Raw genomic sequence first — 15,437 nt, 5'->3', positions numbered from 1 at the left:
AGAAAACCATTTTTACACTTGTAATCTTCCGTCATCCGGACACAAATATAATTAAAACCCCTGAACAAAATAAAAAAATCCGCTGTCGTCAAACAGCGGATTTCTTACAAATATTATTATGAAAGATTATTCCATTTCCGATACACGAAGTGTATTCACCATTCCTTTATCAACCACCGGCATTGCGGCAAGATTGATCAAGAAATCGCCTTTTTCCACGAAACCTTTTTCACGGGCAATCTCGTTTACGTCAGTTACGGTATCGTCCGTGCTTACAAATTTATCGTAATAAAAAGAATGCACACCCCAAAGCAAGTTCATTTGCGTCAGGATTTTTTTATTTGAAGTAAATACTAAAATGTGTGACTGTGGTCTCCACGCCGAAATCTGGAATGCCGTGTAACCACTATTAGTCAACGTACAAATGGCTTTTGCTTTAATCACATTGGCCATCGAAGCGGCGTGGTAACAAATCGATTTGGTAATAAAACGTTTCGTTCTCACTTGCGGAACATTTTGCGGAACTTGGATTAACGGCGAATCTTCAACTGCCTCAATAATTTGCGACATTTTTTCAATTACTTGAACCGGATAATTTCCTACAGATGTTTCTCCCGATAACATCACAGCATCTGCACCATCCATCACCGAGTTTGCCACGTCGTTCACTTCAGCACGTGTTGGCGTTAAGCTGGTAATCATCGTTTCCATCATTTGCGTAGCAATAATTACCGGAATTCTGGCTGTTTTAGCACGTTGTACCAATTTTTTCTGAATCAACGGAACTTCTTGTGCCGGAATTTCTACCCCTAAATCACCACGAGCTACCATCAAACCATCGCAAAAAGCAACAATTTTATCAATGTTTTCAACGCCTTCCGGTTTTTCAATTTTGGCCACAATTGGAATTTTATGGTCAGAATGTTTTGAAATCAAATCTTGTAATTCCATCAAATCTTCTGCGGTTCTCACGAAAGAAAGTGCAATCCAATCTACTTGATTTTCAATGGCAAAAATGGCGTCTTTAATATCCTTTTGAGTTAAAGCAGGCAATGAAACTTTGGTATTGGGCAAGTTTACGCCTTTTTTAGATTTTAACGGACCACCTTGTACCACAACGGTTTTTACCTCAGTATTACGGTCTGTTTCAATCACTTGAAAAATTAATTTCCCATCGTCAAGCAGGATTCGCTCACCCGGATTCACATCCGAAGGAAATTGTTTGTAATTCATGTAAACGCGTTCTGCAGTTCCCAAAATATCTTCTGCAGTGGTAAACGTAATAATGTCACCTGGAGCAACCACCACGTCTTCTTTCATCACCCCTACACGAAGTTTAGGACCTTGCAAATCGGCTAAAATTGCAGTGTTATAACCAAATTCGTCATTTAATTCACGAATCATGTCGATTCTGGCCTTCACATCAGCATAATCTGCATGGGAAAAATTGATTCTGAAAACGTTCACACCAGCTTCAATCATGTCTTTCAAAACAGGTTTGGTACTACATGCGGGTCCGAGTGTGGCTACAATTTTCGTTTTTTTTCTTGTCAACATATTAGAAAATTAAGTTGTTTTTCGATTTTATTTTTTCGGCATCTACTTCATAAGCCGCCGAAATCCAGTCTATTTGTTTTAGTTTTTTGACGATTTCTTCCGGGTTGAAATAATCATCGGTATTTTCAATTTTTAAAAAATAATCCACTTTTTTTAGCTCAGGCAAAAGATGAATTTTCACGTTATCGGCTGTTTCATCATCGGCAAAAAGTGTATTGCTTGCCAAGGCAGAAACCGCTACGTTTTTCGTGTTTTCTACCAAACTCCAAAACATATCTTTTTGAACATCATCATAACTAAAATGAGAAAACGCTGCTTCGCCTTCTTTATTTTTCAGCTTGATGTCGTTACCGCATTTTTTTAAAAGAATAGGTAATTGGGAGTTGATGAAATACGCCAGTCGAAAATCTTCTAAAGTGGTATGAATCGCAATTAAAGTATAATCTACCTGATCAAACTCGCCGAGATTTAGCTTTAACGTACCCATGTTTAAAATTAAATAAGTCGTAAAGATACTTATTAATTTTCAGCAATTCTACAATAAATAGATTGCTTAACGTTAATTTATCAACGAAAACGATTGAGTTTTAAGGATTTCTGTTTTTTTGTCAAGAAATAAAATCAGGAAAGTAATGATTTTGCCAAAAATGATTCAGAAATGATTTCGAAATAAAATTACTTATTATCAATCCGCTCCTGAAAAGCAAAATAAGCCCTTTTGGAAGCAATTTCTTCGGCTTTCTTTTTAGAGGTTGCTCTGGCTTTTGCCACCACTTTTTTGTCAATCGACAATTTTACGCCAAAATGTTTTTGGCCATCGGCTCCGTTATCTTCAAAAACATCGTAATTAAAAACCTTCTTTTCTTTTTGGCACCATTCAATCAACAAACTTTTGTAACTGGTGATTTTTCCCTCCAAACGAGAAATATCCACGTAAGGAACGATGACTCTTTTGCGGATGAATTTTTCGCAGTAAACATAACCTCTGTCAAGATAAATCGCGCCAACCAAGGCTTCAAATATATTGCCGTGGATGTTTTCCCCAAAATGTTGCGTGGGAACTTTGCTGTCGATAAACCGGATGAGGTCCAAATCACGACCTAATTCGTTCAAGTGTTCCCGACTCACGATTTTCGAGCGCATTTTGGTCAAATAACCTTCGTCACCAGTTGGCACTTCATTGAATAAATGTGCTGCAATTACGGAACTCAACATGGCATCGCCTAAAAATTCAAGGCGTTCGTAGTTAAGCGGATTTCCTTTAGAATCTGTTTTATTTGAAGATCTATGGGTAAAAGCGCGGCGGTAACATTCCAGATTTTGTGGGGCAAAACCTAATATTTTTTGAATTTCATTAAAAAAAATCCCGTCTTCTTCAGAACGGGAGTTTTTAAATATTTTTCTGATAATACGCATCAGTGAATTATAAATCTAATTTTTTAACCAAAACGCAAGCGTTGTGACCACCAAATCCAAAAGTATTACTCATTACAACATTCATGTCGCGTTTTTGCGCTTTGTTGAACGTGAAATTTAATTTAGAATCGATGTTTTCGTCGTCAGTAAAATGGTTGATGGTTGGCGGCACAATTCCATGTTTGATAGAAAGAATGGAAGCGATTGTTTCGATTGCTCCTGCAGCACCAAGCAAATGTCCTGTCATTGACTTAGTAGAATTCAAATTTAGGTTGTAAGCGTGATCTCCAAAAACATGTTGAATGGCTTTAGATTCTGCAATATCTCCTAAAGGTGTCGAAGTTCCGTGCATATTCACACCATCAACATCTTGCGGACTTAATTCGGCATCTCTCAAGCAGTTTAACATTACGTTTCTGGCGCCAAAACCTTCCGGATGTGGAGCTGTAATGTGATGTGCATCTGCCGACATTCCGCCACCGCCAATTTCGCAATAAATTTTTGCGCCTCTAGCAACCGCATGTTCGTATTCTTCTAAAATTAAAGCGCCAGCACCTTCACCTAAAACAAAACCTTCACGGTCTTTGTCCATTGGTCTTGAAGCTGTTTTTGGATCATCATTTCGGGTTGAAAGCGCATGCATTGCGTTAAAACCGCCCATTCCGGCAATAGTTACGGCAGCTTCTGAACCTCCGGTAACCATTACATCGGCTTGACCTAATCTGATGTAGTTAAAAGCATCGATTAAAGCATTCGTAGAAGAAGCACAAGCAGAAACCGTGGTAAAATTTGGGCCCCTAAAACCATATTTAATGGAAATGTGTCCTCCTGCAATATCGGCAATCATTTTTGGAATAAAAAACGGATTGAATTTTGGCATTCCGTTTCCTTTGGTGAAATCCATTACTTCTTGCTGGAATGTTTCTAAACCACCAATTCCGGATCCCCAAATTACGCCAACTCTGTCTTTGTCTAATTTTTCAAGATTAAAATCTGCATCACGTACTGCTTCATCCGAAGAAACAATGGCATATTGAGCATAACGGTCCATTTTACGGGCTTCTTTGCGATCAATAAAATCTTCTGCATTGAAATTTTTTAGCTCGCAGGCAAATTTAGTTTTGAAATGTGTAGTATCGAAATAAGTAATCGGAGCTGCACCGCTAACACCATTGATTAGTCCGTCCCAATATTCTTGAACCGTGTTTCCAATGGGTGTTAAGGCACCTAAACCTGTTACCACAACTCTTCTTAACTTCATACTCGAATTATTTTTATTTTGAATAATATAAAAAATACCCTTGCTTTTCTTAAGGCGTAAAAAAAAGACAGGGGCATTACATAAATATCTTACTTGATGTTACAATCAATAAAAATTGATCCTAAAAATAACAACTCCCGTGAAAACATAAGTTGTCACGGGATTAAGCTGTTATTATTTTTTGGCGTCTTCTATGTAAGAGATTGCTTGACCTACAGTAGCAATGTTTTCTGCTTGATCATCTGGGATCTGGATGTCAAATTCTTTCTCAAATTCCATGATAAGCTCAACAGTGTCTAATGAATCAGCTCCTAAATCGTTAGTGAAGCTCGCTTCTGTTACAACTTCGTTTTCGTCAACTCCTAATTTGTCTACGATAATCGCTTTAACTCTTGATGCAATGTCTGACATAATTTTTTAATTTTTGAATTTTAATTGTTGGCAAAAATAAAAAACTTTATTTTAAAACCACATTTTAGTTAATAAATGTGAGGACTAAATTAAAAAAAATATTTCATAAACCGGTTTATTTTTTCTCTATTCTCACTAATTATTCTTTTTTTTGTAGTTCAATAAATCTCCTTCAAAATGAAAAGAATTGTAGTATTTGCTTCGGGTTCGGGCTCTAACACTGTTGCAATTATCAATTATTTTAAAGAAAAATTAACTGCCGAAGTAGTGGCCGTTTTTTCGAATAAACAAAATGCCAAAGTTTTGGAAAAAGCCGAAAATTTAGGAGTCAAAACCTATGTTTTTGGTCAAAATGAAGTAGAAAATGGCTGGTTACATCGTGAAATTTTGTCTTTAAAACCGGATTTAATTGTTTTGGCAGGTTACTTATGGAAATTTCCAACAGATATTATTACTGATTTTCCCAATAAAATTGTAAACATCCATCCGGCATTATTGCCTAACTATGGCGGAAAAGGCATGTACGGCATTCATGTCCATACAGCAGTTTTAGCTAATAAAGACGAATATTCCGGGATTACAGTGCATTTTGTAAATGAAAATTACGACGAAGGAGCGACTATTTTTCAAGCACAAGTTTTAGTGAATGATTGCAAAACCCCGGAAGAAATTGCCCAAAAAGTTTTACAATTGGAACACAAACATTATCCGGAAGTAATTGAGAAATTGCTTGTGTGAAATTCCAATAAAAAAGTACCAAATTCCAAATTCGAAGAATTCTAAATCTGATATCATAAATCCTAAATCCCAAATGTCCTACCAAGTTCACATATATACAGACGGTGCCGCAAAAGGAAATCCAGGACCTGGCGGTTATGGCGTGGTGATGGAATTAGTAGGCACAAATTATAAAAAAGAATTTTTTGAAGGATTTAGATTAACTACCAATAACCGCATGGAACTTTTGGCGGTGATTGTGGGTTTAGAAAAATTAAAAAATCCCAATACAAAGGTTCTCGTGATTTCCGATTCGAAATATGTGGTCGATTCCGTGACAAAAAACTGGGTTTTTAGTTGGGAAAAAAAAGATTTTGTGGGCAAAAAAAACCCGGATTTATGGAAACGCTTTCTGAAAATTTACCGCCAACATCAAGTGGATTTTCGTTGGATAAAAGGCCACAACAATCATCCACAAAACGAGCGTTGTGACCAATTAGCCGTCATGGCATCTACGCAAAAAAAACTCAACATCGATACGTTTTACGAGCAACAAGACGAAAAAATGTTCTAAAAATTACAATTTTTGGCGAAAGCCTAATTCTAACTTTTTATCAACTTCAATCTAAAATTTAAGTATCTTGCTTTCGCAAAATATTCTCCAACAAAAAAAATAACCGGTATGAAAATAATCTACACGCTTTTAGTCTTAATACTTACGATTTCCGGACATTCTCAAAAAACTACCGAAGAAGTGACTTCGGCGAAACTCAATCGAACCAGACAAATCAGTATTTCGCTTCCTGCGGCTTATGAAAAAGAACCCGACAGGGAATTCCCGATTTTAGTAGTTTTAGACGCCGAATATTTATTTGACGCATTTTCAGGAGCGCTTTCTTATGCTAATTATTGGGATGATTTGCCGCCAATGATTGTCGTAGGAATTCATCAAAATGCCAATGGAGAAAGATTTGATGACAGCGCATTTAGTTCCGAAACCGGTTTGCCGGAAGGTTCTGGCGCTAACTTTTTCGAATTTATTGGAGCAGAATTGTTGCCAGCTATTGAAAAAAAATACCGTGTAGCTCCTTTCAGAATTATTGCCGGACATGACACTACCGCCGGTTTTATCAATTTTTTTCTTTACAAAGACCAACCGCTTTTTAACGCTTACATTTCGTTAAGTCCGGAAATGGAAGACCAAATGCCAGAGCGAATTTCGCAAAGACTTTCTGTAGCCAAAACGCCCATTTTTTATTATCAAGCTACGGCAGATGGTGACGTAAAAAGAATTCGCAAAAACGTGGAAGCCTTGGATTCAGCAATTAAAGTAACAACAAACGAGAACCTAAAATATCAATTAGATGATTTTAAAAATGCGTCTCATTATTCACTCGTTTTACACGCTATTCCTAATTCATTATACCATATTTTTAGTGTTTATCAACCCATATCTACCAGTGAATTTCAGGAAAAAATTGTGAAATTAAATGGTGGTTATGTAGATTATTTGGTTACAAAATACGATGGAATCGACAAAGCTTTAGGGATTAAAATGCCTGTAAGATTAACCGATTTTAAAGCCATTGAAGCTGCTATTTTAAAAAATAACGCTTACGCAGAATTTGAAAAACTAGCGGATATTTCTAAAAAAAATTACCCAAAATCGATGTTAGCTGATTACCAATTAGGCATGATGTACGAACATCAAAATGATTATAAAAAAGCTTTCAGACATTATCAAAATGCTTTTAGCAAAAACGAAATAGGCGATTTAACCAGAGATATGATGCTTGAAAAAGCCAATGAAATGAAGTTGAAACAATAAGATGACAAAACTAAAAACCACTTTTTATTGCCAAAATTGCGGCACTCAATATTCTAAATGGCAAGGACAATGCAATGCTTGCAAAGAATGGAACACCATTGCCGAAGAAATCGTTCAAAAAGAAGAAAAAAAAGCGTGGAAATCCACTGAAATTTTCGACTCAAAACGGGTACCAAAACCTCTTCGAATTCACGAAATTGATAGTACTGAAGAAATTCGGTTAGATACTAAAGACGGCGAACTCAATCGCGTTTTAGGTGGCGGGATTGTTCCCGGTTCGTTAATACTTTTGGGCGGCGAACCCGGAATTGGGAAAAGTACATTATTGCTTCAAATTTCGCTTAAATTACCTTACAAAACTTTATATGTTTCAGGTGAAGAAAGTCAGAAACAAATAAAAATGCGGGCCGAAAGGATTAATCCGCTAAACGACAATTGCTACATTTTAACCGAAACTAAAACCCAAAATATTTTCAGGCAAATTGAAACCATTCAGCCAGAAATTGTCATAATCGATTCTATCCAAACCTTACAAACGGATTACATCGAATCATCGGCAGGCAGCATTTCGCAAATTCGGGAATGTACGGCAGAACTCATAAAATTTGCAAAAGAAACCAATATTCCCGTGATTTTAATTGGTCATATTACAAAAGATGGAACCATTGCCGGACCAAAAATTTTGGAACATATGGTCGATACCGTTTTACAATTTGAAGGCGATAGAAATCACATTTACAGAATTCTACGTTCGTTAAAAAACCGCTTTGGTTCCACCTCCGAACTCGGAATTTATGAAATGCAAGGTACAGGTTTGAGAGAAGTTTCGAATCCTTCGGAAATTTTAATTTCTCACAAAGAAGAAGAACTTTCCGGAACCGCAATTGCCACCACCATGGAAGGAATGCGGCCGATTATGATTGAAATTCAGGCATTAGTTTCCACCGCGGTTTATGGAACACCACAACGAAGCACTACAGGTTACAATGCTAAAAGACTCAACATGATTTTGGCAGTTTTGGAAAAAAGAGCCGGATTTAGATTAGGGGCAAAAGACGTTTTTCTCAACATCACTGGCGGCATTTCGGTTGATGACCCGGCAATTGATTTGGCAGTTGTCGCTTCCATTTTATCTTCAAACGAAGACATTCCGGTTGGGAAAGATTTTTGTTTTGCTGGTGAAGTTGGACTTTCAGGGGAAATTCGTCCGGTAAATCGTGTGGACCAACGCATTCTCGAAGCCGAAAAATTAGGATTTTCCACGATTTTTGTCTCCAAATACAATAAAATAACCGTGAAAAATGCGGGAATCAAAGTGCGATTGGTTTCAAAAATTGAAGATGTGGCGGCAGAATTGTTTGGATAATTTAATCTTTAGGTTATTGAAAATGGTCTATATTTGTGAATAGTTATCCTTTCAAATGAAAACCAAAAAGCAAAAAATAATATTTGTACTCAAAATATTTGCCGTCATTCTTTTTTTAGGCGTTGCAACGCTTTTTTTCTTCCGCGAATCTTTTTTGGATAAAGCCATAGAAAAAGCTTCCGCAAAAATTAAAAACGATTATGATAGCAAATTAGTAATTGAAAACGCTGAATTTGAAGGATTTTCGGGTATTTCCTTTGATAATATTTCTTTAGTTCCCAATAACGCGGATACACTTTTTAGCGCCAAAAATATTAAAACCAATATCAATTTTTGGAAATTATTAACGGCTGACATACAACTCGGGACTTTGTTTGTAAACGATGGTTATGTGCAATTGGTTCGAAACGAAAAAGGCAAAAACTTTGATGCTTTTCTCAAAAAAAATAAAGACGTTGACACCACAAATGTGGAAACCAATTATGCCAAACGCGCTTACCGAATTTTAAATCAAGTGCTAAATTTAGTGCCAACGGACATGAATTTGCAAAATGTTTCGCTTCGGGTGGAAGATATGGGTCGAAAAGTCCGATTAGACATGAGCAAATTAATTTTGGCAGATAAACAACTGGAAACTAGCATTAAAGTTACAGCGGATAATTTTAATCAAACCTGGAAAATTAAAGGCTTTGCCGATCCACGAAACAAACAAACGGATCTTCGGTTTTTTAATGTCGATACGGGAAAAATTCGGGTGCCATACATTGATGAACGGTATAATTTAAAAGCCGGTTTTGATTCCATTCGGCTAAATGTTTCGAATATTGAAATGGACGGAGGCGAATTGTACGTTGACGGTTTTACTTCCATCCGAAATTTTACGGTAAACCATCCAAAAATTGCTAATAAAGATGTGGTTATCAACAATGCACATTTTGATTACCGTTTTTTATTTGGTAAAGATTTTGTAGCCATTGATAGCACTTCCTCGGCAAAATTGAATAATATCAAAGTCAGGCCATTTGTTTTCTATCAAAAATTAAAAGAAGAAAAAAACGAGATTTTTGCGATGAAAATAAAAATCCCAAAGATGACGGCTCAGGCTTTTATTGAGTCGCTTCCGCAAGGACTTTTTACCAATTTTGTAGGCATGCAAGCCGAAGGAAACTTCAGTTATTCGCTTGATTTTCATTATGACAAAAAAAATCCTAAAGCTTTGATTTTTGATAGTAATTTGCAAAAAGAAAATTTAAAAATTACAAAGTATGGCGAAGCCAACCTGGCAAAACTCAACGGCGAATTTGCTTACAGTGCTATCATCAATGGGGTTCGCCAAAGGCAAATAGAAGTTGGGGTAAGAAATCCGAATTTTACCCGACTTGACGAAATTTCGCCTTACATCCGCAAGTCGGTTTTAACCACAGAAGACCCATCGTTTTTTTCGCATCGTGGTTTTATTAACGAAGCGTTCAAACAATCCATTATTAAAAATATCAAAACCAAACGTTTTTCGCGTGGCGCAAGTACCATAAGTATGCAATTGGTAAAAAATGTTTTTTTAACCAGAGACAAAACACTTTCGCGAAAATTAGAAGAAATTTTGCTCGTTTACATCCTTGAAAATAACCGAATTGTCAGCAAAGAACGCATGCTGGAAGTGTATTTCAATATTATTGAATGGGGACCAAATGTTTACGGAATTGGCGAAGCTGCTTATTTTTATTTTGGCAAATCACCATTACAGTTAAACCTCAATGAATCTCTTTTTTTGGCAAGCATCGTTCCGCGTCCGAAAAGTTTTGCCTGGCAATTTGACGAAACTGGAAAACTTCGCGCATCGGCACAAAAAAGAAATGATTATCTCACGAATCTTATGATGCGTCGTGGTGTTTTAATTCCCGAAGATACACTGCAAAAAGATTTTCCGGTAGAAATTATAGGTCCAGCTCGTTCGTATCTTCGGATAAAAATACCTGATTCTACCGCTGTTGATTCGCTTTTAGTAGATGATGAGTTTGATTTTTAGAAAAAAATGGCGGAAACTTAATTTGTTTGGTATGAATCTGTGTTTTATCTTTAATCAGACAAACAAAAGAAATGGCAACGCTAAAAATCATTCTGTATCTATTCTCCTCACTGGCTATACTATCGGTTTTGATTCCATTTGTCAAGAAAGATTTTTGGGCTTTCCGGATTTTTGATTATCCAAGGTTACAAAAATTAACGATTATCGGTGGCATTTTAGCATGCTGGATTATCTATTTCCGAAATACAGAAAATTGGGTGGTACTTTGCACAATAGGAATTTTGGCAGTGGCATTTTTTTATTTGTTATATCTTATTATTCCGTTTACAGTTTTGGGAAAAAACATGATTGATAAGGTTTCGCCTCAAGGCAAAAAAACTATTAATTTTTTGGTTGCCAATATTTATCAGTATAATTCTGAATACCAAAAGTTGCTGAATTTGATTAAAAAGCGTAATCCGGATATTGTGTTTTTGGTGGAAACCAATCAAAAATGGTTGGAAAATGTAAAAGCACTTCGGGAAGATTTTCCGTACTCCATTGAAATTCCACTGGAAAATACTTATGGACTTTTGTTTTACAGTAAATTACCGATTAAAAACCAAGAAATTAATTATTTGATTGATGAAGAAGTTCCGTCAATTATTGCAGATGTCGAATTTGATAACCAACTTGTTCGCATTTATGGATTGCATCCCACGCCACCAGTTCCTCAGGAAAATACTCATGCTACTGACAGAGATGCCGAAATTTTATTGGTGGGAAAAATGGCAAAAGAACACAACGGACCTTGTTTGGTGATTGGCGATTTGAATGATGTGGCCTGGAGTTATACCACGAAATTATTTTTAAAAACCAGCGAACTTTTAGATCCACGACGAGGTCGGGGAATGTACAGCACTTTTCATGCAAAATATTTACTGCTTCGTTGGCCCTTAGATCATTATTTTGTAAGCAGCCATTTTAGGCTAGTAGATATGAAAGTGGAAGAAAACATCAATTCTGATCATTTCCCTATAAGTATTTGTCTTACTCTAGCTAGCGAAGATGAGGAAGACAAAATGGTTGCTGATTACGAAGATAAAGCATTGGTAGAAGAGAAAATTAAAGCCGGGAAAACGGACAATCCGCTATAAGTTAGTAAAAAATGTTTTAATTTTAAGAGATATTTTGAAATTATAAGTGTTTATTTAGCAATATGTTTGCATTTAATTTGTTAATTTTATACAGAACAAAAAAATTCACTGCTATGAAATTAACATTACTTATTTTATTTTATATGCTTTTATGTCCGTTCCGAAATTCGGCGCAAGATGTTGGCATTGTGACGTTCGCCACTGGATTTACAAACCCAGTTGATATTGCTTCGGCAGGAGATGCACGATTATTTGTAGTAGAGCAAGCAGGAAGAATTAAAGTACTCAATCCTGATGGTAACACTAATAGTACACCTTTTTTAAACATTACTTCATTAGTTTCTTCTGGTGGAGAGCGAGGTTTGTTAGGATTAGCATTTCATCCTAATTATGCTACAAATGGCTATTTTTATGTGAATTATACCAATACTTCAGGAAATACTGTAATAGCAAGATATTCAGTTTCTACCACTAATCCCGATGTGGCTAATCCCGCAACAGCTTCTACGATTATAACGATTAACCAACCGGAATCCAATCACAATGGAGGAACAATAAAATTTGGTCCTGACGGTTATTTGTATATTGGAATGGGTGACGGAGGTGGAGCTGGAGATACAAACAATAGGGCTCAAAATATTAATTTATTATTAGGAAAAATGCTTCGCCTTGATGTAGATGGCGGTGCTCCGTATGCTATTCCTGCAGATAATCCTTACGCTGGATCAATTCCAGGAGCAGATGAAATTTGGGCAATCGGGCTCAGAAATCCATGGAAATTCTCTTTTAATAGAAGCAATGGCGAACTTTGGATTGCTGATGTAGGACAAAATGCTTTTGAAGAAATTAATCGCGTAAGTAGCACGCTTCCAGGATTAAATTATGGCTGGCGTTGTTATGAAGGAAATGCCGTTTACAATAGTACAGGTTGTCCTCCGCAAAGTAGTTTGGTTTCTCCCGTTGCCACTTATGGACGAAGTCAAGGTGCATCCATAACAGGAGGTTACGTTTATACAGGAACGCAATTTCCAGCATTAAGCGGAAAATACTTTTTTGCGGATTATTTCCGAAATCGTTTAGGTATGGTTAATTCCGATAATTCTATTACTTACAGTAATAATTTTACAGGGAACAATAATTTTTCCACATTTGGACAGGATGCCAATGGAGAATTATACGTAGCTGCCAATTCACAAGGAATTATTTATAAAATTGTCGATAATAATTTAAGTAATGATCAATTTACAGTCAACGGTTTTAAACTTTATCCGAATCCTGTTGAATCCGAATTTACTATTGAAAATCAAAGTAACATCCGTTTACAAAGATTTACGATTGTAGATATGTCTGGCAAAATTCTTCTAGAGCATACGTTTGATGATTCACCAAAAAGTATGATTAATGCTGGAAATCTGGACGTTGGGGTTTATGTAGTAACCATTGAAGATATTGATGGTAACCGATATGTTTCAAAATTTAATAAGAAATAAACTTGAACCATAAAAAAACAAAAAGCGCCTTCGGGCGCTTTTTTATATAAAAACAAAAAGTATCAAAAATAAAAAAGGCGGAATTTCTTCCACCCTTTTTGCCCCAAATCTACCATAAACTTAACCTACTAATGCTATGGTCTTACAAATGTACGTAAGGAGTTATGATAGAAAAAATATTTTAGACTAAAGCCGTAAATAATCGATGAACTACATTTTTTTGTGATATTTTAATAGGCTCTGGCATCTTTGCCTTCATAAAAATTCATAAAAGCACGGTTTACCACACGGTTTCCGCCAGGTGTTGGGTAATCGCCTGTAAAATACCAATCGCCTAAATTTTTCGGACAAGCTTTGTGTAAATTTTCAACGGTTTGGAAGATGATTTTTACTTCGGCTTTGATTTCTTCAGAATTAAGCATTTCTGCAATTTTATCAGAAATTTCTTGATCTGTGAAAGGTGCGTAAATTTCGGTAACGTAATTCACCACATCGGCATCTTTGAAATTTTCTTGTGCTTTGCTTTTTTGGTAAACTTCATCAACAATATGATATAAATTATTTTCTTTAAGCAATTCTAAAGCAGCTTGAAAAGCAATTAATCCTTCCAATTTTGCCATATCAATTCCGTAACAATCCGGATAACGAATTTGTGGAGCGGAAGAAACAATCACAATCTTTTTTGGATTCAAACGATCCATCATCTTCAAAATACTTTTCTTTAAAGTTGTACCACGAACAATGCTGTCATCTATAATTACCAAATTATCTTCCGGTTTAATTACGCCGTATGTTACGTCATAAACGTGCGCCACTAAGTCGTCTCTACTGCTGTCTTCGGTAATGAAAGTGCGGAGTTTGGCATCTTTAATCGCCACTTTTTCGGTACGAATTTTTACTTCTAATAATTGTTGTAGCGATTCTTTGGTAAGCGTGTTTCGGTTGTTAAGAATAAAGTTATTTTTACGCATGTTCAAGAAATCCTGAGCCGCTTCAACCATACCGCAAAACGAAGTTTCGGCAGTATTTGGAATGTATGAAAATACCGTATTGTCGGTGTCTTGATTTATGGCTTCAAGAACAGCAGGTAAAATAAGCTTGCCTAATTCTTTTCTTTCTTGATAAATTTCGGCATCACTACCACGAGAAAAATAAATTCGTTCAAAAGAACATGCTTTTTTAATTGTTGGCATTAAAATTTGATCAATTGAAACGTTTCCATTTTTTTTAATGATAATGGCGTGACCCGGATTTAATTCTTGCACTTTTTCAAAAGGAACATTGAAAACCGTTTGAATTACTGGTCTTTCCGAAGCCACTACGGTAATTTCATCGTCTTCATAAAAATATGCCGGACGAATTCCCGCTGGATCACGGAAGACAAAGGCATCACCGTGACCGAAAAGTCCCGCCATGGCATAACCGCCGTCCCAGCCTTTTGCGGCACGACGTAAAATTTTGGCAACATCTAATTTTTCGGCAATGATAGGCGAAGCTTCCCGCTTAGACAAGCCTTCGTTTTTACAATCTAAATATAAATCAGTTACTTCTTCATCGAGAAAATGACCAATTTTTTCCATCACCGTCACGGTATCCGCCATTTCTTTTGGATGTTGACCTAACTCTACTAAACTGTCGAAAAGTTCTTTTACATTGGTCATGTTAAAATTTCCTGCCACGATGAGGTTTCGGTGCATCCAATTGTTCTGACGTAGAAAAGGATGGACGCTTTCGATACTATTTTTGCCAAAAGTACCATAACGAACATGACCTAAAAAAAGTTCACCAATGTATGGAATGTTGCGTTTTTGCGAGGTAACATCATCTTGATATTCAGGATGTTGTGATAATTCCTCTGAAATTCTCGAATTGATTTGTGCAAAAATATCTTGAATAGGTTGCTGATGATTGGAACGAACTCTGCTGATATAACGTTCACCCGCTTCCACATCAAGTTTGATGCTGGCAAAACCGGCACCATCTTGTCCACGATTGTGTTGTTTTTCCATCAACAAATACATTTTCTGGATTCCGTAGAAAGCAGAGCCGTATTTTTCTTTATAAAATTCTAGCGGTTTTTTTAGCCGAAGAAGGGCAATGCCACATTCGTGTTTAATTGCGTCACTCATAATGTTGTTGTGTTGTTGTTACCGAAATAAATTCGGGTATTTTTTGTGGTGGTAATTTGTCAATTTTCGTATCAAAGATACATTTTGAGACCAGTTAAAT

General features: G+C 36.3%; 13 protein-coding genes. 7 read left to right on the top strand and 6 right to left on the bottom strand.

Features of this window, described 5'->3' with window-relative positions; all coding sequences use genetic code 11:
- Positions 1-126 precede the first annotated feature (126 nt).
- From pyk to GV828_RS05745, 5 genes are all read right to left on the bottom strand, one after another.
- The gene (gene pyk / locus GV828_RS05765; protein ID WP_166536530.1) at positions 127-1,557 is read right to left on the bottom strand and encodes a pyruvate kinase; all 1,431 of its coding nucleotides are present in this window, start codon (positions 1,555-1,557) and stop codon (positions 127-129) included.
- A gap of 1 nt (position 1,558) precedes the next feature.
- Positions 1,559-2,044: an IPExxxVDY family protein gene (locus GV828_RS05760; RefSeq protein WP_166536529.1), complete on the bottom strand. Its 486-nt coding sequence runs from the start codon at positions 2,042-2,044 to the stop codon at positions 1,559-1,561.
- A gap of 188 nt (positions 2,045-2,232) precedes the next feature.
- Positions 2,233-2,973, bottom strand: a complete 741-nt coding sequence (rnc, locus tag GV828_RS05755) for a ribonuclease III (RefSeq protein ID WP_166536528.1) — start codon at positions 2,971-2,973, stop codon at positions 2,233-2,235.
- 7 nt (positions 2,974-2,980) lie between these two features.
- Entirely contained in the window at positions 2,981-4,234 is a 1,254-nt protein-coding gene (fabF, locus tag GV828_RS05750; RefSeq protein WP_166536527.1) for a beta-ketoacyl-ACP synthase II, read from the bottom strand.
- 174 nt (positions 4,235-4,408) lie between these two features.
- Complete coding sequence (locus GV828_RS05745) at positions 4,409-4,645, bottom strand: acyl carrier protein (protein ID WP_166536526.1); 237 nt, start codon at positions 4,643-4,645, stop codon at positions 4,409-4,411.
- Between the two features lie 177 nt (positions 4,646-4,822).
- Between GV828_RS05745 and purN the strand changes: the two genes are divergently transcribed.
- The 7 genes from purN (at position 4,823) to GV828_RS05710 (ending at position 13,208) form a co-directional block, all read left to right on the top strand.
- Complete coding sequence (purN, locus tag GV828_RS05740) at positions 4,823-5,383, top strand: phosphoribosylglycinamide formyltransferase (protein WP_166536525.1); 561 nt, start codon at positions 4,823-4,825, stop codon at positions 5,381-5,383.
- Between the two features lie 73 nt (positions 5,384-5,456).
- Positions 5,457-5,936 carry a ribonuclease HI gene (gene rnhA / locus GV828_RS05735; RefSeq protein WP_166536524.1) on the top strand — a complete coding sequence of 160 codons (480 nt, stop codon included), beginning with the start codon at positions 5,457-5,459 and terminating at the stop codon, positions 5,934-5,936.
- A 108-nt stretch (positions 5,937-6,044) separates the two neighbouring features.
- Positions 6,045-7,190, top strand: a complete 1,146-nt coding sequence (locus GV828_RS05730; RefSeq protein ID WP_166536523.1) for an alpha/beta hydrolase-fold protein — start codon at positions 6,045-6,047, stop codon at positions 7,188-7,190.
- Position 7,191: 1 nt separating this feature from the next.
- The gene (gene radA, locus GV828_RS05725; RefSeq protein WP_166536522.1) at positions 7,192-8,556 is read left to right on the top strand and encodes a DNA repair protein RadA; all 1,365 of its coding nucleotides are present in this window, start codon (positions 7,192-7,194) and stop codon (positions 8,554-8,556) included.
- Positions 8,557-8,611: 55 nt separating this feature from the next.
- Positions 8,612-10,582 (top strand): transglycosylase domain-containing protein, encoded by a 1,971-nt coding sequence (locus GV828_RS05720; protein WP_166536521.1) that lies wholly within the window; start codon positions 8,612-8,614, stop codon positions 10,580-10,582.
- Positions 10,583-10,653: 71 nt separating this feature from the next.
- Entirely contained in the window at positions 10,654-11,718 is a 1,065-nt protein-coding gene (locus GV828_RS05715; protein WP_166536520.1) for an endonuclease/exonuclease/phosphatase family protein, read from the top strand.
- A gap of 113 nt (positions 11,719-11,831) precedes the next feature.
- Positions 11,832-13,208 carry a PQQ-dependent sugar dehydrogenase gene (locus GV828_RS05710; RefSeq protein ID WP_166536519.1) on the top strand — a complete coding sequence of 459 codons (1,377 nt, stop codon included), beginning with the start codon at positions 11,832-11,834 and terminating at the stop codon, positions 13,206-13,208.
- A 230-nt stretch (positions 13,209-13,438) separates the two neighbouring features.
- Here the strand turns inward: GV828_RS05710 and GV828_RS05705 are convergent, their stop codons facing one another.
- Positions 13,439-15,337, bottom strand: coding sequence for an amidophosphoribosyltransferase (locus GV828_RS05705; RefSeq protein ID WP_166536518.1), 1,899 nt, complete (start codon positions 15,335-15,337; stop codon positions 13,439-13,441).
- Positions 15,338-15,437: the final 100 nt, after the last annotated feature.

The organism is Flavobacterium ichthyis (assembly GCF_009915155.1).
In the GTDB taxonomy this organism is placed as follows: Bacteria; Bacteroidota; Bacteroidia; order Flavobacteriales; family Flavobacteriaceae; genus Flavobacterium; species Flavobacterium ichthyis.
The sequence above is the reverse complement of the archived record's forward strand: the minus strand, read 5'-3'. Positions and strand labels throughout refer to the sequence as shown.